We start from the raw sequence: 24059 nt of genomic DNA, 5'->3' as shown, positions 1-24059 counted from the left end.
TTCAAATCAGGCAGAGGTCAACGCAACAACCTCCGAAACTACCAAGACTGCGAAGTTATGGGTAGATATGAGAAAACCTCCATTTGGCCGATTCGCCAATCGCAAATGCGATTTCCTCCGTCGGCTGCCGTGACGGTCGACGCCACGCAGTTTTTGTCGCGGAAGCAGCTGGACGACTGGCAACTCGACCTGGACGAGCGCTACCTGCGCGCCGCGGGATCGCCCCCGCATGAAGCGTATATCGATGTCCTGCATGAACGCCTGGTGCACGCTGGTGTCAAACAACTGCGCTTTGAGCCTGTCGGCTTACAGCAATGGTCATTCTTGACGCACCGGCATCGACGGCGTACAGCTGTATAGGCCCTACGACGGCCAAGTGTGCCAGCTGCCTGGCGTGTTTGTCGACCGCGACCGCGACCCTGGCCAGCGCCTGCGCGACCGCGTACATACGGGCACAGTGCCGGCCTTGAGGCTGACCATGGATGCCACCGTGCGGCAGGTGCAGACGCGTAAGCTGGTGGGTATTATTCCCGGCAAATCCGGGGAATGGATGGTGCTTAACAGCCACACGGATGGCCCGAACGCGCTGGCAGACAATGGGGCGAATACCATCGTCGACATGGCCCAGTACCTGCCGCGCAGCGTGATGCTGTAGCTGTCGAGTGGACATCTCGCGGGCAGCGTGGGCATCGGGCAGTTTCTTGACCGCCACAAGGACGATGGATTAACGCAGCGCATCGCCGCGACGCTTACCATCGAGCACCTGGGCGCACTGGAATGGCTGCGAGACAGCAACGGTTATTTACATCCCACGGGCAGGTTCGAGCCTGCCGCCCTGTTTGTGCCGCGCACGCCGGCCCTGGCGGGGGCCGCGTATGCGACGCTGAAGCACGCCGATGCGGCACCCGCGTTTATGTTGTTGTCCAGTAATCTTTGGGATGACGGCAGGTCGAAGAAAGCCCCCTGGCCTGGTGCAGGCCCGCATTTCCGGGGGCGCAGCGCCAAACCGTGGGCTTGACGCAGATGCTGCTGGACCTGTGGCGCGTGCTCCATGCCGATTTGCTCAAGGAAACAGCGCCGTAGTTGTTACGGCAGTCCACCTCCCTTCCCCGCCCTGCTCCCGGCGCGATTCCGGGCACCATACCAGCGCACCGGAAAACAGGCACTGGTATGGTCCGCATCGCCCATGCCCTAGGGTGACGCCGCAACTGGTATTGTGATCTTGCGCAAAGAATAAAACCAGTTGACGACCACTTGTAATACTTGCACTCTGAAAAATCGGACGGTGTCCAGCCGGCCGGCCATGAAAAAATACACAAGGAGATGCGATGAACCGGACAGTCATGAATACCCTCATCCTTACCCTCTTCGGGGGGACGTTGGCCGCCTGCGGCGGCAGCAGCGACGGAGCCAGCGCCGGCGCAAGCCAGCTGCTGGCCAGTGCGACCACAGCGGTGGCCTGCTACACGCCATGGAACAGCGGTACCGCCTACAATGGCGGCGGCCAGGCCAGCTACAACAACATCAATTACACGGCCAACTGGTGGACGCAAGGAAATAACCCGTCGACCAGCAGCGGTGCCGCCGGCAGCGGCCAGCCGTGGACGGCGGTGGGAGACTGCGGCACGCCTACCCCAACACCTACGCCAACTCCGACACCCACGCCTACCCCAACTCCTACGCCGACACCCACTCCAACGCCGACACCTACCCCGACGCCTACTCCGACACCAACGCCCACCGGCCTGGCAAAGCACGCGCTGATCGGCTACTGGCACAACTTTACCAATCCCAGCGGCGCCACGTATCCGATCAGCCAGGTCAGTGATGACTGGGACGTGATCGTCGTTTCGTTCGGCGACAACGCGGGCGGCGGCAATGTCAGCCTGACCATCGATCCGGGGGCAGGCACGGAAGCGCAATTCATCGCCGACGTGGCCGCCAAGCGGGCGAAAGGCAAGAAAGTCATCCTGTCGCTGGGCGGACAGAACGGTTCCGTTTCCGTCGGCAACACGGCCGAAGCGACGAATTTCACCAACAGCCTGTACGCCATCATCACCAAGTATGGCTTCGACGGCATCGACCTGGACCTGGAAAATGGCGTGGCGCAGGGCGCGGCCATCCAGACCTATTTGCCGATCGCCGTGAAAAACCTGAAAGCCAAAGTCGGCAGCAGCTTTTACCTGTCGATGGCGCCGGAATGGGTGTATGTGGAGGGCGGTTACACGAGCTATGGCAGCATCTGGGGCGCCTACATTCCCATCATCAATGCCTTGCGCAGCGAGCTGACGGTGCTGCACCCGCAGTACTACAACAATGGCGACATCTACACGCCGTACGCCACGGGCGCCATCAAGGCCGGCTCGGCCGACCAGCTGGTGGCCACGGCACGCATGCTGATCGAAGGGTTTAACTATGGCGGCAACACCTTCGCCGGCCTGCGTCCGGATCAGGTGGGCTTTGGCGTGCCATCGGGGCGCAGCTCGGCCGGCTCGGGTTTTACCACGAATGCCGACGTCAGCAATGCCCTGAATTGCCTGACGCGCCTGCTCAACTGCGGCACCATCAAACCCCAGCAGGCGTATCCGGACTTCCGCAGCGTGATGACGTGGTCGATCAACTGGGACCGCCACGATGGCTATAATTTCTCCGTGCCGACGAAGACTGTGCTGAAGACCCTGCCGTAACCGCCTTGGCCCGACTGCGCATGGGAGCCAATCCGCTCACATGCGCAGCAGCGCCGCGCCCAGCAAGCGCATGTGCAGCGCTATGCCCTGGCGCAGTGCCTCCCCTCCCCCTTGCGTGTGCTTGATGCCACCCATGGTGGCCACCAGCAAGCCGGCCACTTGCGCGGCAGTTGCGTCCACCCGGCGCAGCGCGATATCGCCTGCCGCTTCGGCTTGATGCAGTGCGTGGGCCGTTGACGCCACCAAGGTTGCCCGCGCGTTCAAGGTGATGTCGGCGGTGGCATCGAACAGTTCCTGGCCATGGGCGCTGGACGAAATTTCCGCTATCAAGCCTTGCTGGAATGCCAGCAAAGCCGTTTCGATGCGCGTGAAGACGGGGCCGGGTTCGGCCAGCGCCGCTGCCACTTCCGCCATGACGGTGGCACGCCGATGATTTTCAGCTGGTCACGCCCATCGGCAGCATGCTGTCCAAGGAAGAATATCTTGGGGCCATCGCGGCAGGCCACATGCGCTATCTGAGCTGGGAGCTGGGCGAGATCGCGGTGCGCCTGCATGGCGATGTGGCCGTCCTGCGCTATCAGGCCCAGCTTGAAATCAATTTCGGTAGCCAGGCCATGCCACGGTCGCTCTACTGGCATATCGATAGCTAGGAGCGGCGCGATGGACGCTGGCAAGCCGTCTGGTCACAGGCGACGCAATACGCTGACCGCGATGGCTGCAGCGGGATACGTGGGCAATTGATATTTCTCAATCCATAGATGCAATCTATGGATTCAGTTGAAATATTTTACTTCCTTTTGCAAATGAGAATCGTTACTATCTAAATCAAGGATAAGCGAATTCAACAGAAAGGAGCATCCCTTGTTCACCGCCATCAAAACATTCAGCCAAGTCTGCACGCATATGTCGATCGCCTTCGGCCTCGCCTATTTGCTGACGGGGTCGCTGGCGCTCGGTGGCTTGGCCGCAATCATCGAACCCATCATTAACGTTGCGCTGCTGCCCATGCATGAAAAAGCCTGGCACGCGATCCGCCGCCGCTACGCCGCCAGCCGCGTGGGCTTTGCCGCCCTGGCTGGCGAAAAGCTCAGTCAGACGACCTTGCACATGGGCGTGGCATTCGGCGTCATGTACTGGGCCACGGGCTCCATGGCGTTCGGCGGCTTGCTGGCCGTGGTCGAGCCGATCTGCAACGTGATTGTGCTGCCCTTCCACGACCGCTTGTGGGAAAAAGCCCGCATGCGTTTGGAAAGCCGGGGTGCGGCCCGCCTCGCCGCCCTGTAGTCCTCCTTGTTAATTACCTGCCCACACGGGAGGCCGCCGCTGCACCCATGGCGCCGCCCGTTCCAGCTGTCCCGCCAGGCGCAGCAAGGTGCCATCGTTTCCATAGCCGGCCATGAACTGCATGCCGATCGGCAAGCCATCTGACGACTGCGCCAGCGGCACGGACATGGCTGGCAATCCCGCCACGTTCGCCAGCGGCGTATAGGGCGAATGCTCGAACAGGCGCGCCGTCCAGCCCAGCCCATCGAGCTGTGCCTCATTCTCTCCATAGCGCCCCAGCTGCCATGGCAAGTCCGGCATGGTGGGTGTCAGCAGCACGTCGTACTGCTCAAACAAGGCGCCGGCGTGGCGCGTGACCGTGTTGCGCACGTCAAGGGCGGCGACGAAATCGACGGCCGAGACGGCCTGGCCATGGCGGTAGCAGGCCAGAGTCGCCGGCTCCAGGCTGTCCAGCGACACGCCGCGCCCGCTCTCGCGCGCCAGGGCGTCGATCCACGGCACCAGGTTGGCGCACCAGATGCTGGCATTGGCGTGCACGAACGCTTCCCAGGACACGCCCAGCGCGGGTGACACTTCTTCCACATGGTGGCCCAGGTTTTCCAGCAGGCGCACGGTGGCATCCAGCGCGCTATTCACGGCAGCCACGGGATGTGCGCCATTGCAAGCGGCGCGCTGCACGCCGATGCGCAGCTTGCCCGGCGCCACGGCCACCTGCGACAGCCAGCTGTGGCCCGGTGCACTGGTCACATACGGCTCGCCCGGCAGTATTCCCTGCACGGCGTCAAGCAAGGCGGCGCTGTCGCGCACCGTGCGGCTCACGCCCAGCTGCACGCCCAGGCCGCTGAAGATTTCGTCCATGGCGGGGCCGTTCGAGACGCGGCCACGGCTCGGTTTCAAGCCGAACAGGCCCGTCGACGCGGCCGGCACGCGGATGGACCCGGCCGCGTCCGTCGCATGGGCCAGCGGCACGATGCCGGCTGCCACGGCCGCCGCCGCGCCGCCGCTGGAGCCGCCCGCGCTCAGGGCCAGGTTCCAGGGATTGCGCGTGGCGCCGTACAAGACCGGTTCCGTGGTGGTGGCAAACGCCATTTCCGGCGTGCTGGTGCGGCCAAACGTCACCAGTCCCGCCTGGCGGAACTGCGTCATCAGATGGGAATCGAGCGCGGCGACATGGCCGGCGCCCAGGCGGCTGCCCGCTTCGCTGCGCTGGCCCGCCATCGTGACGGCCACGTCCTTGATCAGGAACGGCACGCCGGCAAATGCCGCAGTGCTGACTGTGCTGTCAATTTGCGTCACATCCGCCGGCCACAGCTCGACCACGGCGTTAATGTGCGGGTTGACGGCGGCGCAGGCGCGCACGGCCGCATCGTGCAGATCGGCGGCGCAGACGCTGCCAGCGCGCAGCAGCTGGGCCAGTCCCAAGCCATCAAAACTTGTATATTCATGGAGTTGCATTAGTTAGTTCCTGTAATGGATGAAGAGTGAAAGTCACAGGAACTACTGTAGGGCTTGCGCTATCATAGTGGAAATGAATAGTTGATATACTAGGTATAGTCATGAACAATTTGCATAAGCTGGACTTGAACCTGCTGCTGACCCTGAACGCCTTATTGATCGAACGCAATGTCACGCGGGCGGCGGCGCGGCTGCACCTGAGCCAGCCATCCGTCAGCGTGCAGCTGGGCAAGCTGCGCACGGCCTTCGACGATCCGCTGCTCTTGCCCGGTCCGCGCGGCATGCTGCCTACGGCGCGCGCGCTGGCCCTGCTGGCACCGTTGCAAGCCGTGCTGGCCCAGCTTGAGCAAGTCTTGCAGCCGGAACAGGCGTTCGACCCGGCCACGGCCGACGTGCGCTGGAATCTGGCGGCGGCCGATGCCACCGAATATGCGATCTTGCTGCCCATGCTGGCATCCCTGCGCGCGCAGGCGCCGTTGTCGCGCATGGCAGTGTTCGAAGCCGTGCCGGCGCGCATGGCGCAAGACCTGGAAAGCGGCCAGGTCGACCTGGGTTTTCTGGCCCAGGAAGAAGCGCCGCCCGGCTTGCGCCACCGCACCCTGTTCACCGAGCACTATGTGCTGGCGGGCCGGCGCGACCATCCGCTGCTGCAAACGCCGCCCGACCTCGACCAGTTCTGTGCGCTGGAATTCATCGTCGTCTCGCCCAACGGCGGCGGCTTCCGCAGCAATGTCGATACGGCGCTGCAGCAGCTGGGGCGCACGCGCAAAGTGGCGCTGTCCGTGCCGCATTTCCTCATCGTGCCGCCCTTGCTGACGGCGTCCGACATGGTGGCCCTGCTACCGTCGCGCCTGTTGAAAAACGCGCTGGACGCGCTGCGCACGTGGGAGCCGCCGATGCGCCTGCCCGATTACGAGATGGCCATGGTCTGGCACGAGCGCATGCACCTGGACGCGGCGCACCGCTGGCTGCGCGAGCGCATCATGGCCAGCTTGCAGGCTGGCGTACACGATTTCCCAGTATAAAACACTAGGGAAGATTACCTAGTCGATCGAAAGAAACTCCCAATTTTCGCCGTGGTGACGAATGCGTAAGCTTGGCCCCAATAATAAGGGGTCACCATGAACGCCATTTCCATCCACGACCGCGGTGTACGCCGCCGTCCCGCATCTTCCTTTTCAATCACTACGTGGCTGGCGGCAATGCTGCTCCTGAGCATGCTCGCCTTCTGCGCCAGGGCCGCGCCCGCCAAGCCCACCGCCTCGGCCGAGTTGATCAAGCGCGGCGAATATGTCGCCCGCCTGGGCGACTGCGTCGCCTGCCACACCAGCCCGAATGGCGCCGCCATGGCCGGCGGCCTGGAACTGAAAACGCCGTTCGGCACCATCTACAGCACGAATATCACGCCGGACACGAAGACGGGCCTGGGCACGTACACCTACACGCAATTCGAGCGCGCCATGCGCAAGGGCGTGGCGGCCGATGGCCACAACCTGTATCCCGCCATGCCCTACCCTTCCTACGCGAAGATCACGCCCGACGACATGCAGGCCCTGTACGCCTACCTGCAGCGCGGCGTGGCGCCCGTGGCGCAGCAAAACCGCGAAACGGACATGAAATGGCCGTTCAGCATGCGCTGGGGCTTGTCGCTGTGGAATGCCGTCTTCCTCGACGATGCGCCGTTCAAGCCCGACAGCGCCAAGTCGGCCATGTGGAACCGGGGCAGCTATCTCGCCCAAGGGCTGGGCCATTGCGGCTCCTGCCACACGCCGCGCGGCGTGGCCTTCCAGGAAAAGACCATGGGCCAGGATGGCGGCAGCGGCAAGCTCTACTTATCCGGCTTCACCTTCGACGGCTGGCATGCGGTGAACCTGCGCAATCTGTGGACGCCAGGCGACATCGTCCAATTGCTCAAGACTGGCCGCAACAGTTTCGGCACGGCGGCCGGCAGCATGACGGAAGTTATCACGCACAGCACGCAGTACTTCACGGATGGCGACCTCGATGCGCTGGCGCATTACCTGCACGGCTTGCCAGCCAGGGACGGGGCGGCCGCGCCGCCGAAGAAAACGGCGCCCCTGGTGGCGGCCAGCAACGATGCGCTGTACAACACGCGCGGCGGCCTCGGCTACCTGCAGTTTTGCGCCACCTGCCACCGTCGCGACGGCCGTGGCGTGGAAAACATCTTCCCTCCGCTGGCGCAAAACGACTCGGTGCAGTCGAAGGATGCCACCTCCGTCATCCATATCGCGCTGACGGGCTGGCAGTCGGCCGTCACGCAGCACTCGCCCCGTTCCTTCGGCATGCCCGCGTATGACCGCCTGTCGGACACGGAACTGGCGGAAATCCTCACCTTTGTGCGCGGCAAGTGGGGCAACCAGGGCGCGCCCGTCACGCCTGCGCAGATCGCCAAAGTGCGCAAGGAGCTCACGCTCAAGGCGCCGGACGCGGGCGGATTCGTCACGCCCCGCTTCGCCGCCCTGACGGCCGATCCGAATGCCAGTCAATTGATCCACGGCATGCAGCTGATGACGGAAACGCGCGCGCGCCTGCCGCAAAACGTGGGCAACGACCTCAATTGCAGCAGTTGCCACCTGAATGGCGGCACCGTGGCGAACGGTTCGCCCTTCCTCGGCATTGCCGCCTTCTTCCCCTCGGAAGCGCCGCGCGCCGGCAAGGTCATCAGCCTGGGCGAGCGCATCAACGGCTGCTTCCGCCGCTCCATGCACGGCAAGCCGCTGCCCGTTGACGGCCCCGAACTGCAGGCGATGGTCGCCTACATCGACTGGATGAAGGGCGCCACGCAAGTGAACGACAAGGTGCCGGGACGGGGCGTGGCGAAGATCGACCGCAAGCTGCTGCCCGATCCCGTGCATGGCAAAAAAGTGTATGCCGAGCAATGTGCCGTCTGCCATGGCGCGAATGGCGAAGGCATCAAGGGCGCCAGCGGCGTGGTGGCCTTCCCGCCCCTGTGGGGCGAGCGCTCGTTCAATATCGGCGCTGGCATGGCCCGCACCTACACGGCGGCCGGCTTCGTCAAGGCCAACATGGTGATGGGCCACGGCCAGAAGTTCCCGCTGGGCCAAGGCAACCTGTCCGACCAGGATGCCGTCGACGTGGCCGAATATTTTACCCACATGCCGCGCCCGGACTTCCCCGACAAGGTCAAGGATTGGCCGAAGGGCGGCAAGCCCAAGGATGCGCGCTACTGAGGCGCGCCTGACCGGGTGGCGCTGGCAAACGATAGGCAGCTGGACGCCGCCCGCCTGTGATACGCTGCTGGCTCCACCACACAGGAGCCACGCATGCACACCGACAGCGGTCACGCGGACGCCGGCCGCCAGCCGGCCGCCCCATCCGACACCTGGCTGGGCAAGCTGGGCCCTGGTCTGATCACGGGCGCGGCCGACGACGACCCCAGCGGCATTGCCACGTATTCACAGGCGGGTGCGCAGTTCGGCTTCGGCATGCTGTGGACGGTGTGCCTGACGTTTCCCCTGATGCTCGGTATCCAGGTCATCAGCGCCAAGATCGGCCGGGTCAGCGGGCATGGGCTGGCGACGAATATCCGCCGCCACTATCCCCGTTCCCTGTTGTACGCCATCGTCGGCTTGTTGCTGCTGGCCAATGTCATCAATATCGCTGCCGACGTGGCCGCCATGGGCGATGCCTTGACCCTGATCATAGGCGGCCCCACCCACCTGTACGCCGTCGGTTTCGGCCTGCTGTCCCTGCTGCTGCAAGTATTCATTCCGTATCAAAAGTACGTGCGCATCCTGAAATGGCTGACCCTGGGCTTGCTGGCCTATGTGGCCACCGTGCTGACCGTGCATATTCCCTGGGGCGAAGTGGCGCTGCGCACCGTCTGGCCCCAGCTGGCCTGGTCGGCCGCTACGGTGACCATGATCGTGGCCGTGTTCGGCACCACGATCAGTCCATACTTGTTTTTCTGGCAAGCATCGCAGGAAGTGGAAGACTTGCAGGCCGATTCTGGCGCGCAAGCCTTGCGCCGCACGCCCGAACAGGCGCCACGGCAATTCCAGCGCATCAAGATGGACACGGCCATCGGCATGGGCTTTTCCAACCTGGTGGCGTTTTTCATCATGCTGACCACGGCCGTGACCCTGGGCGCGCAAGGCATCACGCACATCGATACGTCGGCTCAGGCCGCATCCGCCCTGCGCCCCATTGCCGGCGAGTTCGCCTTCGCCCTGTTCAGCCTGGGCATTATCGGCACGGGCTTGCTGGCCATCCCCGTGCTGGCCGGCTCGGCCGCCTATGCCATGGCCGGTGCCTTCCACTGGAAAAACAGCCTGGAACTGGCGCCCAAGGCGGCCAAGAAATTCTACGGCATCATCGCCGCCTCCACCGTGCTGGGCGCCGCCCTGTGCTTTTCGCCGCTAGACCCCATCAAGGCCCTGTACTGGAGCGCCGTCATCAATGGCGTCATTTCCGTGCCCATCATGGCCCTGATGATGGTGATGGCCTCGCGCCCCGCCATCATGGGCACACTGACCATTTCGCGCCGCCTGCGGGCGCTGGGCTGGCTGTCCACCCTCGTCATGGCGACGGCCGTGCTGGCCATGTTTGCCAGCATGGCGCTCTGACTGTTACGCCGCCTTCGGCTTGAGCATGCCTTCCACGATGCCCAGCACCGTCTGGCGCGGGAGCAAGCGCGGCAGCCAGGCCAGCAGCCGGTTGGGCCGGCCCGCCACATGGCTGCTGCGGCCCCGGTCCAGGGCCCGCAGCGCTTCATCGACGACCGCTTGCGGCGCCATGCGCTGACCCACGGCCGCTTCGGGCGCGGCCACCACGTCGAAGAAGGCCGTGTCCGTGGCGCCCGGGCACAGGGCCAGCACGCGCACGCCACGGCTGCGGTTTTCCGCCCACAGCGCTTCCGAAAACGACAGCACGAAAGCCTTGCTGGCGCCGTAAATCGCCATGTAGGGGTCGGGCTGCAGGGCCGCCGTGGACGCCACGTTGATGATGGCGCCCCGCCCTTGCGCCAGCATGTGCGGCAAGGCGCAGTGCGTGAGTTCCATCAGGGCCGTGCAATTGACGGTCACTTCGGCCGCCTGGCGCGCGAGATTGATGCTTTCGAAGCGGCCATGCGTGGCGAATCCCGCATTATTGATCAGCACATCGGGCGGCATGCCCAGTGCGCAGGCCTGCGCGTAGGCTTGCGCAGCGGCGCCGGGCAAGCTCAGGTCGGCTACCAGTGCCTGCGCGCGGATGCCGTGGCGCTGGGAAAGTTCCTTGGCCAGGCCGTCGAGCACCGCGCCGGAGCGGGCCAGCAGCAGCAAATGGGCGCCGCGCTCGGCCATGGTTTCCGCAAAGACACGGCCGATACCGGACGACGCCCCCGTGATCAGCACGGTCTGTTTGGTGTAATTGAAAGCGGTCATGGCAGCGGTGTGTAGTGAATGAGGGTTTTACTGTAAACTGTGGTCTTTAGTCCACGGTCAAGAGGAATCGATGCGCATCGGAGAAATCACCCGCCTGACGGGCGTATCCAAGGATACGGTGCGCTTTTACGAGCGCCAGGGGCTATTGGACGAAGCGCCGCAGCCGGGCATGACGAATAATTACAAGGAGTACTCGGCGCAAGCCTTGCGGCGCATCGAGCTGATCGGCCACGCCAAGGCGCTGGGTTTTACCTTGAAGGAAATCGCCGAAGTCATTGCCGTCTGGCAGGAAAACGCCCTTGATGCGGCCACCAAGCGGGTCATGCTGGAAACGAAAATCGCCCAGATCGACGACAAGGCACGCTCGATGGCCGTGCTGCGCGCCGGCCTCGTCGACGCGCTGGCCAAGGTGGAGACGGGCTGCGAGGACGGCGTGGCGGTCGCAAGAAATTTACAAGGATAATCAATGACTTATTACACGCAGTACCGCCACCTGGCGCTCGAGGGCGCCAAGCCTGCCCCTACCGCGCAGCAGATCGCCGCCATCGAAACCTTGCTGGAAGCGCCCTTGCCGCCCGCCTTCCTGGCTTTCCTGCAAGTGGCCAACGGCGCCTGGTTCGACTACACCACGGATGTGCCTGATGGTAATGGCGGCGTGGAAAAAATGGGGTTCAACACTTTTTTCAGCGCCGACGAAGGCGATTTCTGCGATGAAACGCTGGTGGGCGAAATCCGCGCCGCGCGCAAGCATACGAACATGCCGGTGCGCATCCTGCCCTTCGCCCGCGATGGCGGCAATTCCATGGTCTACCTGGACTTGACGGAAGACGGCGGCGGCCGTGTGCTGGCCTATGTGCAGGAGTTGCCGGAGTGGACCGGCAAGCGCGCCCACGGTTTCATCGAACTGGCGCCCTCGTTCGACGCTTGGCTGGACAGCCTGTATATCGACCGCGACACGGTGCTCGACGAACTCGAACACAGCGTCTCTGAGCCATCCCACCTGGACGCGATGGCGGAGTGGCTCGATATCGGCATGCCCGCCTGGCGCCGCGATGCCGGCATCGCCGCCTTGTTTGCTCTTAAACAAGTTGAACTGTGCGCTAGCGAACAGGATTAGTCCTACGGGCATGGCCGCGCCTGTCCTATGGGTGTGCGCAGGCTGACGGCTTAACATTGTCATCAGCTTGCAGAAAAAACCATACCCGAAAGGAATCCCATGCGCATCTCCACCACCATTTCCCGTACCCCCTCTCTGAAGAGCGTGGCCATAGCCGCCGCCGTGGCACTGTTGAGCGGCATCGCCATCAACAGCATCGCCGCCGCCGCACCGGGCGCGTACGACAAGCAATTCCTTAGCAAGGCCGCCGACGCGGGCAGCACGGAAATTGCCGCCAGCAAAGTCGCGCAAAGCAAGAGCAGCAATCCCGAGGTGAAGACATTCGCCGGCGCCATGGTTACGGACCACACGAAAGTGGCCGAGGAATTGAAGCAGCTGGCCAGCAGCAAGCAGATCAAGGTCAGCGACCAGCCCGGTACAAAGCATCAGGCGCAGATCGACAAGCTGGGCCAGTTGGAAGGCCAGCAGTTCGACAAGGAATATGCGGCCAGCATCGGCGTGGCCGCGCACAAAGAGGCCGTGAAACTGTTTACGGATGCCAGCCAGAAGGCCAGCGACCCCGACATCAAGGCCTTCGCCAAGAAGACATTGCCAGCGTTGCAACATCATCTGGACATGGCGAACGCCTTGCAGGCGGCATTGGCGAAATAGACCGCAATATGCAGCTAAATACTCGACGTGCATGCTGTACAGCAAGTATTTCTGCTCTTGACATACAATGCAGCAACTTCGTTTTCGGCCATGCCATGACCTCATGCAGCTACTCAAGAAAACCGGCTTGATCGCCGCCGCCATCCTGTTTGCCATCGTGCTGGCAGGCTGGCTCTTCATCAAAGTGGCGGCGGCGCGCAATGCCACCGTGTATACACAGCAGTGGAACGACCAGGGTACGTGCGTCATCAAGACCTATGTGCCCCACTATGGCAACGGCGTGCCGCAGAACATCGTGCGCGCACTCAGCACGTCCACGTTCTTCCGTGTGTATCACAAGGATGGCACCTTGCTAGAAAGCACGGAATGGGTGCTGGACATGCATGAAGACGGCATCCTCGACCATGCCCGCTGGGGGCAGAACCGCGCCATCTACCCGACCGACATGGGCTATGAAGGCTGGACCTTGCCCAAATGCGCGTAATCCAGCCATGATGCCAAAAACTAAGCCAACAGGCCTGCGCAGCCCTTGGGTGGACGTGCCGTATGAACCCACGCTTTACCATTTCCTCGGCCCTTTCGACGTGTATGACCGCGAACACACCCTGGGCGTGGAACTCGATACCTGGGACATGAACGACCCGGTCCGGCGTGCGGCGCTGATACGGCGCGACATCACGTCGCAGTACAAGGAACTCAGCTACCGCCACCGCCATGCGCTCGTGGCCGTGCTGGCGCAGGCGCTGCAAGATCCCGCTTACGACTTCCAGGCCATCCTTGCACATGACCCCGAGAGTACCTACGCCCTGCCCGCCCGATGGGATGAAATGGCCGACCCGCGCGCCTTCTTTGCCGATATCTACCGGCTGGTGCAGCAAGACTGGCACGATGACCTGGCGCGCGCGAAGCGGACCGCCCCCGCTGCCGCGTTAGCGCGGTGACTGCATGGCTGCTGCCGCGCAGTCGAGCATTCGCTTGCCTGCCGCCTTCAGCGCCGGATCGTCCTCGTCCTGCAGCAGCGTCCCCACGGCGCTCTGGTCCATGACGCTGCCCTGCATGGCGGCCAGGCGTTCCAGGCGGTCTTGCGTGGCGCTGTCGCCAACGATGCGGGCGCTGAAAAAACTGTACAGCCCGGCGATTTCGCGTTGGTGCAGCCATTCCATCAATTGCACCAGGCGCGCCTGCTCCACATAGCTCAGTTCGCTCACCTTGCGCTCCGCCAGCGCGTAATACACTTCCAGGCGCGCCATCCAGTTGCCCTGGGCGGCAGCCGCAAGCAGCTGGTCCCAGACGGCACCGGCGTGCAGCTCGGGTGGTGGCTGCAATTGATAGGCCAGCACGGCTTGCTGCTGTGGCAACGCGCCATAGGCCGTGGGCGCCTTGCAGACGAACTGGCGCACATCGGGGCCGCCTTGCCGCAAGCCGCTGGCTATATGCCGCTCGATCTTGTCGCCGATGGACAGCAGACGCTTGGCGTGTTCCTGCATCGACCACTGCGGCGGCAGCTTGCCCAGCCAGGCCAGTGCATCGTCATTTGCCCTGGCCGCCAGCACATAGGCCGCCGCCTTGACCTGTTGATCTTTCTCTCTGGCCTGTTTCGTTGCATCCTGTTCGATATCGTATAGATTGGCCCTTTGCTTGAGTTTCAGGCATGCCTGGAAGGCGGCAGGCGTTTCTTGCCAGCAGCGAGCCGGCACAAGGAACGTCCAGCGCATGCTGACCGTTTCCAGGACATACGACTCTTCGCCCTCTTCTCTTTTGAGATAGGCGTGTCCGTCCGCCTTGGTCACGCCTTTTGTCAGCTGCTTGCCGCCAGCCGTGCTCCAGGTGTACGGGTCATCGTCGAGCGGCACGCCGGGGATGGCGTACAGGGTCAGGTAATGGGTGGCGGGAGAATCATCGGCCGCATGGCACAGCGGCGACAGCAGGGATAAGGTGAGTAAAGTACTTCCAGGTATCAGTTTCAGCATGTAGCAATCGGTTCAATGGAGTTCGGTATGGCAGGCGCAGTCGTTGCCGCTGGCCGCCTCAGACAGATTTTGCAGGATGGCGCAGTCTTGCGATGGTTGCGGCTGGTCGCACTGGTGGCGCAAGGTCACCAGCTGCTGCTGCAAGGTTTGCAAATTCGCCATTTGCTCGGCAATGCGCAAGATATGGTGGTCGAGCAATTCATTGACGCTCTGGCAACCTTCGGCTGGATTGTTCTTAAATTCCAGCAAGGCGCGGATATCCGTCAAGCCGATCTGCAGCGAGCGGCAATGGCGGATGAATTGCAGTCGTTCCTGGTGCTCTTCCCGATATTCGCGGTAGCCGGCGCTGTTGCGGCCCGGTTCCTGCAGCAAGCCCGCCTTTTCATAGTAACGCACGGTTTCCACGTCACAATCTGTCCGTTTGGCCAGTTCTCCGATACGCATGGCATCCCCTTTTCATTCTTTCGTGCAAATTTCGCTTGACCCTGTAGCGGCTACAGGGTTTCTAATGGAAGCATACACCAATCCTGAAGGATGATGCGATGCCGCACGATAGCCATAACCACGCGCACGACCATGCACAAGACGCCAAGCCCAGTCACGGCGGCTGCTGTTCACACAGCCACGCCGCCCCTGCTGGCGATACCGGGCCAGCCCTGCCCAGCGCCCCCATCGCCGGCTCCGATACGGCCCGGTACCGCATCGCCAATATGGATTGCCCCACGGAAGAGCGTTTGATCCGCAACAAGCTGGCCAATATGGCCGGCGTGGTGGGCCTCGATTTCAACTTGATGAACCGCATGCTGGACGTGCACCACACCCTGCCCTCGCTGGCCATGGTGGAAGCGGCCCTGCACGGCATCGGCATGCAGGCGATTCCCATGCAGGCGGACGCCGTCGTCGCGCGCGATCCGGACGAAGGCAGCCTGTCCGGCATGCAAAAAGGCTTGCTGGTGGTGTCCGGCCTGGCCGCGGCCGGCGCCGAGGCGCTGGCGTGGACCACGCACGAAGACAGTTCGCCCCTCGTCATTGCCCTGGCCCTGCTGTCGATCGCCACGGGCGGCTGGCCGACGCTGAAAAAGGGCTGGATCGCCCTGAAAACCTTCACCCTGAACATCAATTTCCTGATGAGCCTGGCAGTTTTTGGCGCCATCGCCATCGGCCAGTGGCCGGAAGCGGCCATGGTCATCTTCCTTTTCGCCATCGCCGAGCTGATCGAAGGCTTGTCCCTGAACCGCGCGCGCAATGCCGTGCACAGCCTGATGCAGCTGGCGCCCGACACGGCGACGGTTGCCGACGCCAGCGGCGCCTGGCAGCCCGTACCCGTGGCCACGGTGGCTATCGGCACGCTGATGCGCGTGAAACCGGGCGAGCGCATCGCCCTCGATGGCGTGGTGGCCAGCGGCGCATCGTCCGTCAACCAGGCGCCGATCACGGGTGAAAGCATGCCGGTAGACAAGGCCGTGGGCGACGTCGTGTATGCAGGCACCATCAATGAACGGGGCTTGCTCGACGTCACCGTGACGGCCAACAGCGGCAACAGCACCCTGGCAAAAATCGTCAAGGTGATCGAGGAAACGCAGGGCAAACAGGCGCCCACGCAGCGCTTTGTCGACAATTTCGCCCGCTACTACACGCCTGCCGTCGTCGTGTTCGCCATCCTGGTGGCCGTGCTGCCGCCTTTGCTGCTGGGTGCGCCATTCATGGCCTGGGTCTACAAGGCCTTGGTGATGCTGGTCATCGCCTGTCCGTGCGCGCTGGTCATTTCCACGCCCGTCACGGTGGTCAGCGGCCTGACGGCGGCCGCGCGGCGCGGCATTTTAGTGAAAGGCGGGCAATTCCTGGAAACGGGCTACCGCATCAAGGCCATCGCCGTCGACAAGACGGGCACCCTGACCATGGGCAAACCGGCCGTCACGGACGTGGTCGCATTGGAAGGTAGCAGCCGCGACGCCATCCTGCAACTGGCCGCCAGCCTGGACGCCAATTCCGCCCACCCGCTGGCCGCCGCCATCGTCAAGGCAGGGCCGCCCGCCAGCAGCCACTTGCCCGTCACCCAGTTTGCCGCCCTGCATGGGCGCGGCGTGCAAGGCGATATCGCCGGCCAGACCTATTATCTGGGCAATGCCCGCCTGATGACGGAATTGAATGTCTTGACACCGTCACTGCAAGCCGTCCTGGCGCGGCTGGAACAGCAAGCCTACACGGCCATGGTGCTGGCGACCAAAGCCGGCGCGCTGGGCGTGATCGCCGTGGCCGACGTGCTGCGCCCAACGGCGGCGTCTGCCATCGCCAAATTGAATGCGCTGGGCGTGACGACCGTGATGCTGACGGGAGACAACCTGCTGACGGCGCAGCGCATCGGCGCCGAGGTCGGCGTGAGCCTGGTCAAGGCGGAATTGCTGCCGGAAAATAAACTGGACGAGATCAAGGCCTTGCAGCAACAGTTCGGCGTGGTGGCCATGCTGGGCGACGGCGTCAACGACGCCCCGGCCCTGGCGCAGGCGGACATCGGCTTCGCCATGGGCGCGGCAGGCAGCGACACGGCCATCGAAACGGCGGACGTGGCCCTGATGGACGATGAACTGGGGAAATTGCCCGAATTCATCTCCCTGAGTCAGCGCACGCGCAGCATCCTCGTGCAAAACATCAGCTTTGCCATCGGCATCAAGGCCCTGTTCTTCGGCCTGGCCCTGGCCGGCATGGCGACCCTGTGGATGGCCGTGTTCGCGGACGTGGGCGCCAGCTTGCTGGTGGTGGCCAACGGGCTGAGATTGCTGCGTAAGGGGAAAAGTCACTAAATCCCCCCAGAAATAGTTCTATCTGGACAATTCATGTAAAAAACGCTACTTTGATGGCTATTGATAACAGCCATCAAAGTAGCCGATGAGACCCATTTCCCACCTCGCCCTGCTGTCCGCTCTGCTGCTGTCCACGACAGGCCTGCACGCCGAACCCCTGGCCTTCTCCGACAGCATCTGCACCTCGCCCGCACAGCCCATCCGCGAGCAAGCTTATGTGCCCATCAATGGCATTGAGCAATGGATCACGGTCACGGGCGCCGCCTGCGGCAATCCCGTGATCCTCTTCATCCATGGCGGCCCCGGCAACGCCTTGAGTCCGTATGCGGATGCCATCTACGCGGGCTGGGAACGCCACTACACGCTGGTGCAGTGGGACCAGCGCGGCGCGGGCATGACCTATGCGAAACAGCGGCCCACGGAAGATGTGCCCTTGACGGTGGAACAGATGCGCGACGACGGCATCGCCGTGGCCCGCTATCTGCAGCAGCACTTGGGCAAGGATAAAGTGATCCTGATGGGCAGCTCCTGGGGTTCGATTCTGGGCGTGCACATGGCCAAGGCCCGGCCAGACCTGTTCCACGCGTATATCGGCACGGCGCAGGTGGTCAATGCGCGGGACAACGAGGCAGGCATGTACGGACAAGTGCTTGCGCTGGCGCAAGCGGCGCAGGACGCGCCCACGGTGGACAAGTTGACAGCGCTGGGTCCGCCGCCATGGCGCGATCCGCGCAACTTCGGTATCTTGCGCCGCTTCGACCGCAAATATGAAGGGCTGGCAACGGATGCGCCGCCCAAGCACTGGTGGCAGCCCGCGCCGTTCTATGCCACGCAGCAAGCCCTGGCGGACGCCGAGGCGGCCGATGATTATTCATATATCCAGTTCATCGGCATGCGCGGCGACGGCATGTTCGCCAAAGTCGACCTGCCTGTGCTGGGCACGCGCTTTGGATTACCCGTGTTTCTCGTGATGGGCGAGGAAGACCTGCTGACCTCGCCAGCCATCGCGCGCACGTATTTCGACAGCCTCACGGCGCCGGTCAAGAGTTTTACCCTGGTGAAACGGGCCGGACACGACCCCAACCAGGCCGTGCTCGATGCCCAATGGGCGATCTTGCGCGACAAGGTGGCGCCTTTGCTCAAGTAGCCAGGTAGAACGCCCGTCGCGGCGCTTTACGGCAAGCCCTCCTTGTCGATTTGCGCCGTGAGCTGGCGCTCGAAGTCCATCAGTTCAGGCACATTAAGGTCGGAAATGAGCCGGTACTCCATGCCGGACCGGCTCCAGCGTATCAAGTGATAGCCGTGCATCACGGTCAGGCGTGGCGGCGCATCGCGCAGCGCCTTGTCAGGCCAGACATACAGGTTCAGCACATGCTGGTGCCGGCGATAGGCGAGCGCGGCGACGGGACGCTGCTTGATATAGTCGAGTCGCCCGCCGACCAAGGGAAAGCCAGTTTGCGCCAGGTCAACCACGGGCGGAGAAAAGTCGAGCTTGCCGCTGAACCAAGGCTTGACGGTGTGCTGGTCGGACGACGCCACGTCCGCCAGGTGATCGGGCATCAGCGAACGGAAATGGCTGGCCACGATCTCCTGGTCCAGCCGTTCCGCGTCCGATGGCACGGACAGGTACAGCGCCAGGGTAACGGCAAACGCCGCCGTGCTGGCGCCCGCAAGAGCAAAATTGATCCACGCCCACGGCAGTTGCGCCCATTTCCGGCCACGCGGCGTCGCCTTCGCCCCCTTCGCCGCCTTCCCCTCTTCCTGCAGCGCCTGGCGCAGGCGTTGCTGCAGGGCGGCTGGCGCGGCGTGGCGCATGCCATGCTGGCCCACCGCCGCGCGCAGGGCCAGCAACTGTTCGCACGCCTTCGCGCAGTCCGGGCAATGGGCCAGATGCTGCGTCAATCGCCCGGCCGTCGCTGCATCGAGTTCGCCATCGGCAAAGGCGGACATCTTGCTGTGTGATTCCGTGCACTCCATGTCATTTCTCATCGGTATGTTGTTTCAGGTACATCAACAGCAGCTTGCGTGCCCGCGCCAGGCGCGACATCACCGTGCCCAGCGGGATGCCGACGATGTCCGCGATCTCCTTGTAGGATAAATCGTCGATCTCCTTCAGCACCAGCACCTCCCTGAAAAGCTGCGGCAGTGCTTCCAGTCCATGATTGATGGCCTCCTTTACATCTTGCGCCGCCAATACGTCTTCGGGATTGGCGCCGACATCATTGCGCGGCATGCCGCATGCATCCTCATCGTGTCCATAGAGCTCCTCGTCAAAGCCGATGTCATCGTGTTGCGGGCGGCTGTCGCGCAGCGACGTGTAATAGCTATTGCGCACGATGGTCAGCAGCCAGGCGCGCGCGCCGTCGCCATCGCCATGGTAGCCGTCCATGAAGCGGTAGGCGCGCAGGAACGCCGTCTGCACCAAGTCCTGGGCATCCTGATCATTGCGCGTGAGCCATCGTGCCAGGTTGTAGGCAGAGTCCAGATGAGGCATGGCAATTTTTTCAAAGAACTTGGTTTTATCGATGTCATTCAAATCAACACCCATCCGCCTGTCGACCGTCTCACCCCATAAGACTCGCTTTGCCTGCCATTTATTCCCGATGCAGGGAGAAAAATAAACCGGCTTTTGCGGGAATATTTTCACCGCCTTTGGAGTTATAGCATTTGCAGGCCCCGATTGCACCGGGACCATGCGAACTATCCGCAATGCGAAGGGACTTCGACATGAAATACCCGTACTACATCGCTGGCATGACCGGGGCCATGCTGATTGCTTCCAGCGGCGCGGCTGCCGCCGGCGACGCCATCCACGGCCAGGCGCTCTACAAAACCATGTGCATGGCTTGCCACTCGATCGACTACAACGGCGTGGGGCCAGCGCACAAGGGCGTGTTCGACAGGAAAGCCGGCAGCGTCGCCGACTACAGCTACTCGCCGGCCGTGAAGGCGTCCGGCATCGTGTGGAGCGAGAAGATGCTGGAACAGTGGCTGACGAATCCGGAAAAACTGATTCCCGGCCAGAAAATGGGCTATATGGTGCCGTCCGCGCAAGACCGCGCCGACTTGATCGCGTATTTGCAGCAGGCGGCCCCGGCCGCCAAATAGAGCTTGTTTTGCCACCGCCTGCCTGCCAAGCCAGGCATATCAAGGAGAACTATCATGATGGACCGCAGAAGTTTCATGAAACTGACCGCCATGGGCGGGGGCGCCGTGTTCATTTCCGGACTGTATGGACATGCGCAAGCGGCAGTGGCCGGCAAGGCTGCCACCGTGTACGACGATTTTTACTTCGTCCAGTTGTCCGACGTGCACTGGGGCTTCAGCGGCGGCGCCAATCCCGACGCCCTCAACACCTTCAGGAAAACGGTTGCCACGGTAAATGCGCTGGAAGTGCCGCCCGACTTCATCATCTTTACGGGTGACCTGACCCACACGACGGACGATCCGAAGGAGCGCCGCCAGCGCATGGCCGAATTCAAGGACATTGCGGCGGGGCTGCAGGTAAAAACCGTGCGTTTCATCCCCGGCGAGCACGACGCCTCGCTCGACAACGGCGCCGCTTTCAAGGAAAACTTCGGGCCATCCAATTACACGTTCGAGCACAAGGGCGTGCATTTCATTGCCCTCGATAACGTGTCCGATCCCGGCGCGCGCATCGGCGACAGCCAGCTGGAATGGCTGAAGAGCGACCTGGACCAGCAGGCAACAGACGCGCGCATCGTCGTCTTCACCCACCGCCCCCTGTTCGACCTCGTGCCCAAGTGGGACTGGGCCACGCGCGACGGCGACAAGGCGATCGCCCTGTTAATGCCGTACAGCAATGTGACCGTGTTCTATGGCCATATTCACCAGGAACACCACCACATGACGGGCCAGATCGCGCACCATGCCGCCAAGTCGCTGATTTTCCCCCTGCCGGCGCCGGGATCGCAGGAAAAGCGCACGCCCCTGCCGTGGGACCCGGCCGCGCCGAACAAGGGGCTCGGCTTTCGCGAGGTGGAAGCGGAATCCGGAAACCATGAATACAAGCTCACGGAATTTCCCGTTACAAGGACGTGAGCCATGGACCGCGCCAGAAGACAGCTATGTTTCAGCTTGGCCTGTGGTGTCGGCGCGCTGCTGACGGGAGCCGCCATCGACGCCCAGGGCGTCAAGGAAGTTACCGCAAAGGAAAGGATCATCGCCATCGAGGCCAGGAAATTCGTCTACACGCCGAATGAAATCACTTTAAAAAAGGACGAACCCGTCGTGCTGGCGTTCACAGCCGTCGATTTCATCCATGGTTTTTTCATCCCTGACATGAAAATCCGTGCCGACCTGATGCCGAGCCAGCTCACGCAAGTGTGGCTGACGCCCGGCCAGGCCGGTGAATACGCCTTTTTATGCGACAATTTTTGCGGCAGCGGCCACGAACAAATGGGCGGGAAAATCATCGTCACGGATTAGCCGCCCTGCCCGTGCATCACGCCACGCGGCGTGCGCGCAGATGCAAATGGCGGATGGTGGCCGCGGCCGCCATCAGGATGGCGGAAGCCGTTGCCAGCACGACAATAAACGCCTTGTCGAAGGCCGAACGGGCCAGCTCCGACACTTGCAAGCCCAGTTCGGCCGGCAATTGCTCGGCCGCCAGTAGCGCCGCGTCGAGGGTGTCATGCGCATTCGGCAACAGGCCCGCGCTTTCCGGGATCACCAGGGTGGCGCTGTAGACGGCCGACAGAATGGTGCCCAGCACCGTCACGCCGATCACGGCGCCCAGTTCGTACGACACTTCCTCGATCGAGGCGGCCATGCCGGCCTGTTGCGGCGCCACGTTCAGCATCACGGCGCTGGAGGCTGCCGTCATGACGGCGCCCAGGCCCAGGCCCAGGATTACCAGGCTGACCACTTGCGCCGAGACGGCGGCGTCATGCAGCAGCAAATACGATGCCATGCCTATGCCTGACAACAACAGCGAACCCCACAAGACCATGGCCTTGTCGGCGCGCGGCAGCATGAAACCTGTCAGCGGGCCGGCAAATACGGACGCCAGCGGCAACGGCAACAACAGCAAGCCCGCTTCCAGCGGCGAGAGTTCACGCACCAGCTGCATGTGCTGGCTCAGCGCCAGTTCCATGCCAATCAGGGCAGCCGAGGCCACCATGGCGGCGGCCACGGCGCTGGAAAACGGCAGTTCGCGGAACAGGGCGAAGTCGATCAGCGGCTTGGCTTGCCGCTTCTGGCGGCGCACAAACTTCAGCATGAAGAAGGCGCCCACGGCGAACGAAGCGGCGGCCAGCGCATGCGACGGCTGCGGCTTGCCCAGCTCCTTGATCGCATACACGCCACCCAGCAGACCCATCATGATTTGCAAAGAGCCAGCCAGGTCCCATGGCTTGTCGCGGTTACCGGCCCGTTTCGGCAGGATGACGGTGGCCAGCACCAGGGTCAGCAGCACGATAGGCACGTTGATCAGGAACACGGAACCCCACCAATAGTGTTCCATCAGGAAACCACCGAGCACGGGGCCAAACGCGGCGCCACCGGAGGCAATCGCCGCCCACACGCCGATGGCGAACGAGCGCTCGCGGTTATCCGTAAAGGTCAGGCGGATGATGGACAAGGTGGCCGGCATCATCAGCGCGGCGCCGATGGCCAGCAGAACGCGGGCAAAGATCAGCCATTCTGCTGCGGGCGAAAACGCGGCGCACAGCGAGGCGATGCCAAACACGGCGAGGCCGGCCAGGAAAACGGGTTTGTGGCTCAGGCGGTCACCGAGGGTGCCGAGGCCGGGCAGCAGACCGGAGACGACCAGCGCGTAGACGTTGATGATCCACAGTTTTTGCGAGGAAGTTGCCTGCAGGTCGCGCGTCAGCGCGGGCAAGGCGGTGTAGAGCACGGTCATGTCGACCACGATCAGGAACAGGGCGCTGGAGACGATGGCCAGCGTCAGCCATTTTTTCATTGGATGCATAAACAACTCATGTATTAGTTAACAACTATCGGTTTGGATGAATTTGGTGCTGCGCAAATATTTACGTTCCAGGCTGCCACGGGCCTGGCCTTGTCGGGGGCGGCGGGCGTCAGCCACGGTCGCCATCCTTGTCATCCACGGCAGCGGTTACCGCAGGCACATCGAGTTCGCGCAGCATGACGACGGACACTTGCTTGAAGCCGCGTCCCTGGAAGAATTTCTGCGCCGTCAGGTTGTGCGCGCCGCATTCGAGGAATAAACGGGCGATGCCGTGGCTGCGCAGCTCGTCGGCTACCCACTCCACCAGCTGACTGCCGATGCCGCTGCCGCGCACGGAGGGCAGCAAGACCAGGTCGTCCAGCGCAGCGAACGATTTCGAAGCGCGCTGGCGCGTATCGATGGAAACCAGGGCCATGCCGACGATGGCGTCGCCCAAGGTAGCCACGGCCAGCAGGGTCGAATCGCCATGTGCCCAGTCATGCGACAGGGCGGCGCGGATTTCGCCGCGTATCACTTCAGGCAAGTCCGCGCGCCAGTTGCCTGGTGCGTCGGCGCGCTCGCCCTGCAGCTCCGAATGGGAGATATAGTCGGCGCTGACGTTATCAAGATATAACTTGCACAAGGCATCTTCGGCGGTGGCGTCGTGACACCAGCTGAAGCTGATGGCGGGGGTATGGGCTTGGGCGTTTTTCATGGCGGATCTCATGTTATTGAATTAGTAAAGGCATTTTATGTC

The 24059-nt window shown here is 63.0% G+C and carries 27 protein-coding genes and 1 pseudogene; 19 read left to right on the top strand and 9 right to left on the bottom strand.

Annotated elements, in window-relative coordinates; all coding sequences use genetic code 11:
- Positions 1-105 precede the first annotated feature (105 nt).
- From ACQ4W0_RS15415 to ACQ4W0_RS15400, 4 genes are all read left to right on the top strand, one after another.
- Complete coding sequence (locus ACQ4W0_RS15415; RefSeq protein ID WP_436577511.1) at positions 106-360, top strand: hypothetical protein; 255 nt, start codon at positions 106-108, stop codon at positions 358-360.
- A gap of 16 nt (positions 361-376) precedes the next feature.
- Positions 377-655 (top strand): hypothetical protein, encoded by a 279-nt coding sequence (locus ACQ4W0_RS15410; RefSeq protein WP_436577510.1) that lies wholly within the window; start codon positions 377-379, stop codon positions 653-655.
- Positions 656-682: 27 nt separating this feature from the next.
- Positions 683-1018, top strand: a complete 336-nt coding sequence (locus tag ACQ4W0_RS15405; RefSeq protein ID WP_436577509.1) for a hypothetical protein — start codon at positions 683-685, stop codon at positions 1016-1018.
- Between the two features lie 310 nt (positions 1019-1328).
- The gene (locus tag ACQ4W0_RS15400) at positions 1329-2687 is read left to right on the top strand and encodes a chitinase (RefSeq protein ID WP_436577508.1); all 1359 of its coding nucleotides are present in this window, start codon (positions 1329-1331) and stop codon (positions 2685-2687) included.
- 36 nt (positions 2688-2723) lie between these two features.
- On the opposite strand, the gene ACQ4W0_RS15395 is transcribed toward ACQ4W0_RS15400, so the two are convergent.
- Complete coding sequence (locus ACQ4W0_RS15395; RefSeq protein ID WP_436577507.1) at positions 2724-3101, bottom strand: hypothetical protein; 378 nt, start codon at positions 3099-3101, stop codon at positions 2724-2726.
- Between the two features lie 17 nt (positions 3102-3118).
- Between ACQ4W0_RS15395 and ACQ4W0_RS15390 the strand changes: the two are divergent.
- Together ACQ4W0_RS15390 and ACQ4W0_RS15385 are read left to right on the top strand one after the other, a co-directional pair.
- Positions 3119-3337 (top strand): annotated as a pseudogene (locus ACQ4W0_RS15390) (nuclear transport factor 2 family protein); the annotation flags it as partial.
- A gap of 211 nt (positions 3338-3548) precedes the next feature.
- Positions 3549-3971 carry a DUF2061 domain-containing protein gene (locus tag ACQ4W0_RS15385; RefSeq protein ID WP_436577506.1) on the top strand — a complete coding sequence of 141 codons (423 nt, stop codon included), beginning with the start codon at positions 3549-3551 and terminating at the stop codon, positions 3969-3971.
- A gap of 9 nt (positions 3972-3980) precedes the next feature.
- On the opposite strand, the gene ACQ4W0_RS15380 is transcribed toward ACQ4W0_RS15385, so the two are convergent.
- Positions 3981-5426 (bottom strand): amidase, encoded by a 1446-nt coding sequence (locus tag ACQ4W0_RS15380; protein ID WP_436577505.1) that lies wholly within the window; start codon positions 5424-5426, stop codon positions 3981-3983.
- Between the two features lie 101 nt (positions 5427-5527).
- Between ACQ4W0_RS15380 and ACQ4W0_RS15375 the strand changes: the two genes are divergently transcribed.
- The 3 genes from ACQ4W0_RS15375 to ACQ4W0_RS15365 all read left to right on the top strand — a co-directional run bounded on the left by ACQ4W0_RS15375 (position 5528) and on the right by ACQ4W0_RS15365 (position 10033).
- Positions 5528-6451 (top strand): LysR family transcriptional regulator, encoded by a 924-nt coding sequence (locus ACQ4W0_RS15375; RefSeq protein WP_436577504.1) that lies wholly within the window; start codon positions 5528-5530, stop codon positions 6449-6451.
- A 192-nt stretch (positions 6452-6643) separates the two neighbouring features.
- On the top strand, positions 6644-8638 hold the full coding sequence (locus ACQ4W0_RS15370; RefSeq protein ID WP_436577710.1) for a c-type cytochrome: 1995 nt from the start codon (positions 6644-6646) through the stop codon (positions 8636-8638).
- A gap of 93 nt (positions 8639-8731) precedes the next feature.
- Positions 8732-10033 (top strand): NRAMP family divalent metal transporter, encoded by a 1302-nt coding sequence (locus ACQ4W0_RS15365; protein ID WP_436577503.1) that lies wholly within the window; start codon positions 8732-8734, stop codon positions 10031-10033.
- A gap of 3 nt (positions 10034-10036) precedes the next feature.
- On the opposite strand, the gene ACQ4W0_RS15360 is transcribed toward ACQ4W0_RS15365, so the two are convergent.
- On the bottom strand, positions 10037-10831 hold the full coding sequence (locus tag ACQ4W0_RS15360) for an SDR family NAD(P)-dependent oxidoreductase (RefSeq protein ID WP_436577502.1): 795 nt from the start codon (positions 10829-10831) through the stop codon (positions 10037-10039).
- A gap of 70 nt (positions 10832-10901) precedes the next feature.
- Here ACQ4W0_RS15360 and ACQ4W0_RS15355 point away from each other — a divergent pair, with 70 nt between their 5' ends.
- The 5 genes from ACQ4W0_RS15355 (at position 10902) to ACQ4W0_RS15335 (ending at position 13540) form a co-directional block, all read left to right on the top strand.
- Entirely contained in the window at positions 10902-11294 is a 393-nt protein-coding gene (locus tag ACQ4W0_RS15355) for a MerR family transcriptional regulator (protein WP_100872995.1), read from the top strand.
- A 3-nt stretch (positions 11295-11297) separates the two neighbouring features.
- Positions 11298-11948: an SMI1/KNR4 family protein gene (locus ACQ4W0_RS15350; RefSeq protein WP_436577501.1), complete on the top strand. Its 651-nt coding sequence runs from the start codon at positions 11298-11300 to the stop codon at positions 11946-11948.
- A gap of 99 nt (positions 11949-12047) precedes the next feature.
- Positions 12048-12599 carry a DUF4142 domain-containing protein gene (locus ACQ4W0_RS15345; RefSeq protein ID WP_436577500.1) on the top strand — a complete coding sequence of 184 codons (552 nt, stop codon included), beginning with the start codon at positions 12048-12050 and terminating at the stop codon, positions 12597-12599.
- Positions 12600-12702: 103 nt separating this feature from the next.
- On the top strand, positions 12703-13083 hold the full coding sequence (locus tag ACQ4W0_RS15340) for a hypothetical protein (protein WP_436577499.1): 381 nt from the start codon (positions 12703-12705) through the stop codon (positions 13081-13083).
- A gap of 7 nt (positions 13084-13090) precedes the next feature.
- Complete coding sequence (locus tag ACQ4W0_RS15335; protein ID WP_436577498.1) at positions 13091-13540, top strand: hypothetical protein; 450 nt, start codon at positions 13091-13093, stop codon at positions 13538-13540.
- Here ACQ4W0_RS15335 and ACQ4W0_RS15330 read toward each other — a convergent pair.
- A complete protein-coding gene (locus ACQ4W0_RS15330; protein WP_436577497.1) occupies positions 13529-14569 on the bottom strand; it encodes a hypothetical protein in 1041 nt (346 codons plus the stop codon). The genes ACQ4W0_RS15335 and ACQ4W0_RS15330 overlap by 12 nt on opposite strands.
- 12 nt (positions 14570-14581) lie before the next feature.
- The gene (gene cadR, locus ACQ4W0_RS15325) at positions 14582-15013 is read right to left on the bottom strand and encodes a Cd(II)/Pb(II)-responsive transcriptional regulator (RefSeq protein ID WP_099387768.1); all 432 of its coding nucleotides are present in this window, start codon (positions 15011-15013) and stop codon (positions 14582-14584) included.
- A 98-nt stretch (positions 15014-15111) separates the two neighbouring features.
- Here cadR and ACQ4W0_RS15320 point away from each other — a divergent pair, with 98 nt between their 5' ends.
- Positions 15112-17370: a heavy metal translocating P-type ATPase gene (locus ACQ4W0_RS15320; RefSeq protein WP_436577496.1), complete on the top strand. Its 2259-nt coding sequence runs from the start codon at positions 15112-15114 to the stop codon at positions 17368-17370.
- 85 nt (positions 17371-17455) lie between these two features.
- On the top strand, positions 17456-18517 hold the full coding sequence (locus ACQ4W0_RS15315; RefSeq protein ID WP_436577495.1) for an alpha/beta hydrolase: 1062 nt from the start codon (positions 17456-17458) through the stop codon (positions 18515-18517).
- A 26-nt stretch (positions 18518-18543) separates the two neighbouring features.
- Here ACQ4W0_RS15315 and ACQ4W0_RS15310 read toward each other — a convergent pair whose 3' ends face one another.
- Together ACQ4W0_RS15310 and ACQ4W0_RS15305 are read right to left on the bottom strand one after the other, a co-directional pair.
- A complete protein-coding gene (locus ACQ4W0_RS15310) occupies positions 18544-19359 on the bottom strand; it encodes an anti-sigma factor family protein (RefSeq protein ID WP_436577494.1) in 816 nt (271 codons plus the stop codon).
- A complete protein-coding gene (locus tag ACQ4W0_RS15305; protein ID WP_436577493.1) occupies positions 19349-20065 on the bottom strand; it encodes a sigma-70 family RNA polymerase sigma factor in 717 nt (238 codons plus the stop codon). Before ACQ4W0_RS15305 ends, ACQ4W0_RS15310 begins: the two co-directional genes overlap by 11 nt.
- A 32-nt stretch (positions 20066-20097) precedes the next feature.
- On the opposite strand from ACQ4W0_RS15305, the gene ACQ4W0_RS15300 reads away from it, so the two are divergent.
- Genes ACQ4W0_RS15300 through ACQ4W0_RS15290 form a run of 3 tightly spaced genes read left to right on the top strand, consistent with a single transcriptional unit; the run spans position 20098 to position 21819 of the window.
- A complete protein-coding gene (locus tag ACQ4W0_RS15300; RefSeq protein ID WP_436577492.1) occupies positions 20098-20478 on the top strand; it encodes a c-type cytochrome in 381 nt (126 codons plus the stop codon).
- 57 nt (positions 20479-20535) lie between these two features.
- Positions 20536-21432: a metallophosphoesterase family protein gene (locus ACQ4W0_RS15295; RefSeq protein ID WP_436577709.1), complete on the top strand. Its 897-nt coding sequence runs from the start codon at positions 20536-20538 to the stop codon at positions 21430-21432.
- Between the two features lie 3 nt (positions 21433-21435).
- A complete protein-coding gene (locus tag ACQ4W0_RS15290; protein WP_436577491.1) occupies positions 21436-21819 on the top strand; it encodes a cupredoxin domain-containing protein in 384 nt (127 codons plus the stop codon).
- Positions 21820-21835: 16 nt separating this feature from the next.
- Here ACQ4W0_RS15290 and ACQ4W0_RS15285 read toward each other — a convergent pair whose 3' ends face one another.
- Entirely contained in the window at positions 21836-23314 is a 1479-nt protein-coding gene (locus ACQ4W0_RS15285) for an MFS transporter (RefSeq protein ID WP_436577708.1), read from the bottom strand.
- A gap of 118 nt (positions 23315-23432) precedes the next feature.
- Complete coding sequence (locus tag ACQ4W0_RS15280) at positions 23433-24017, bottom strand: GNAT family N-acetyltransferase (protein ID WP_436577490.1); 585 nt, start codon at positions 24015-24017, stop codon at positions 23433-23435.
- Between the last annotated feature and the right edge of the window lie 42 nt (positions 24018-24059).

The sequence above is a fragment of the Janthinobacterium breve genome (genome assembly GCF_051380895.1).
In the GTDB taxonomy this organism is placed as follows: Bacteria; Pseudomonadota; Gammaproteobacteria; order Burkholderiales; family Burkholderiaceae_D; genus Janthinobacterium.
Note: the sequence above shows the minus strand (reverse complement) of the source record. Positions and strands in the feature narration are given on the sequence as shown.

Bases quoted from the DNA above. Each gene is read 5' to 3' on its own strand.
- ACQ4W0_RS15415 (WP_436577511.1), top strand. From the start codon at position 106: ATGCGATTTCCTCCGTCGGCTGCCGTGACGGTCGACGCCACGCAGTTT.
- ACQ4W0_RS15400 (WP_436577508.1), top strand. From the start codon at position 1,329: ATGAACCGGACAGTCATGAATACCCTCATCCTTACCCTCTTCGGGGGG.
- ACQ4W0_RS15395 (WP_436577507.1), bottom strand. From the start codon at position 3,101: ATGGCGGAAGTGGCAGCGGCGCTGGCCGAACCCGGCCCCGTCTTCACG.
- ACQ4W0_RS15380 (WP_436577505.1), bottom strand. From the start codon at position 5,426: ATGCAACTCCATGAATATACAAGTTTTGATGGCTTGGGACTGGCCCAG.
- ACQ4W0_RS15375 (WP_436577504.1), top strand. From the start codon at position 5,528: ATGAACAATTTGCATAAGCTGGACTTGAACCTGCTGCTGACCCTGAAC.
- ACQ4W0_RS15370 (WP_436577710.1), top strand. From the start codon at position 6,644: ATGCTCGCCTTCTGCGCCAGGGCCGCGCCCGCCAAGCCCACCGCCTCG.
- ACQ4W0_RS15365 (WP_436577503.1), top strand. From the start codon at position 8,732: ATGCACACCGACAGCGGTCACGCGGACGCCGGCCGCCAGCCGGCCGCC.
- ACQ4W0_RS15360 (WP_436577502.1), bottom strand. From the start codon at position 10,831: ATGACCGCTTTCAATTACACCAAACAGACCGTGCTGATCACGGGGGCG.
- ACQ4W0_RS15355 (WP_100872995.1), top strand. From the start codon at position 10,902: ATGCGCATCGGAGAAATCACCCGCCTGACGGGCGTATCCAAGGATACG.
- ACQ4W0_RS15350 (WP_436577501.1), top strand. From the start codon at position 11,298: ATGACTTATTACACGCAGTACCGCCACCTGGCGCTCGAGGGCGCCAAG.
- ACQ4W0_RS15345 (WP_436577500.1), top strand. From the start codon at position 12,048: ATGCGCATCTCCACCACCATTTCCCGTACCCCCTCTCTGAAGAGCGTG.
- ACQ4W0_RS15340 (WP_436577499.1), top strand. From the start codon at position 12,703: ATGCAGCTACTCAAGAAAACCGGCTTGATCGCCGCCGCCATCCTGTTT.
- ACQ4W0_RS15335 (WP_436577498.1), top strand. From the start codon at position 13,091: ATGATGCCAAAAACTAAGCCAACAGGCCTGCGCAGCCCTTGGGTGGAC.
- ACQ4W0_RS15330 (WP_436577497.1), bottom strand. From the start codon at position 14,569: ATGCTGAAACTGATACCTGGAAGTACTTTACTCACCTTATCCCTGCTG.
- cadR (WP_099387768.1), bottom strand. From the start codon at position 15,013: ATGCGTATCGGAGAACTGGCCAAACGGACAGATTGTGACGTGGAAACC.
- ACQ4W0_RS15320 (WP_436577496.1), top strand. From the start codon at position 15,112: ATGCCGCACGATAGCCATAACCACGCGCACGACCATGCACAAGACGCC.
- ACQ4W0_RS15315 (WP_436577495.1), top strand. From the start codon at position 17,456: ATGAGACCCATTTCCCACCTCGCCCTGCTGTCCGCTCTGCTGCTGTCC.
- ACQ4W0_RS15310 (WP_436577494.1), bottom strand. From the start codon at position 19,359: ATGAGAAATGACATGGAGTGCACGGAATCACACAGCAAGATGTCCGCC.
- ACQ4W0_RS15305 (WP_436577493.1), bottom strand. From the start codon at position 20,065: ATGGTCCCGGTGCAATCGGGGCCTGCAAATGCTATAACTCCAAAGGCG.
- ACQ4W0_RS15300 (WP_436577492.1), top strand. From the start codon at position 20,098: ATGAAATACCCGTACTACATCGCTGGCATGACCGGGGCCATGCTGATT.
- ACQ4W0_RS15295 (WP_436577709.1), top strand. From the start codon at position 20,536: ATGGACCGCAGAAGTTTCATGAAACTGACCGCCATGGGCGGGGGCGCC.
- ACQ4W0_RS15290 (WP_436577491.1), top strand. From the start codon at position 21,436: ATGGACCGCGCCAGAAGACAGCTATGTTTCAGCTTGGCCTGTGGTGTC.
- ACQ4W0_RS15285 (WP_436577708.1), bottom strand. From the start codon at position 23,314: ATGAAAAAATGGCTGACGCTGGCCATCGTCTCCAGCGCCCTGTTCCTG.
- ACQ4W0_RS15280 (WP_436577490.1), bottom strand. From the start codon at position 24,017: ATGAAAAACGCCCAAGCCCATACCCCCGCCATCAGCTTCAGCTGGTGT.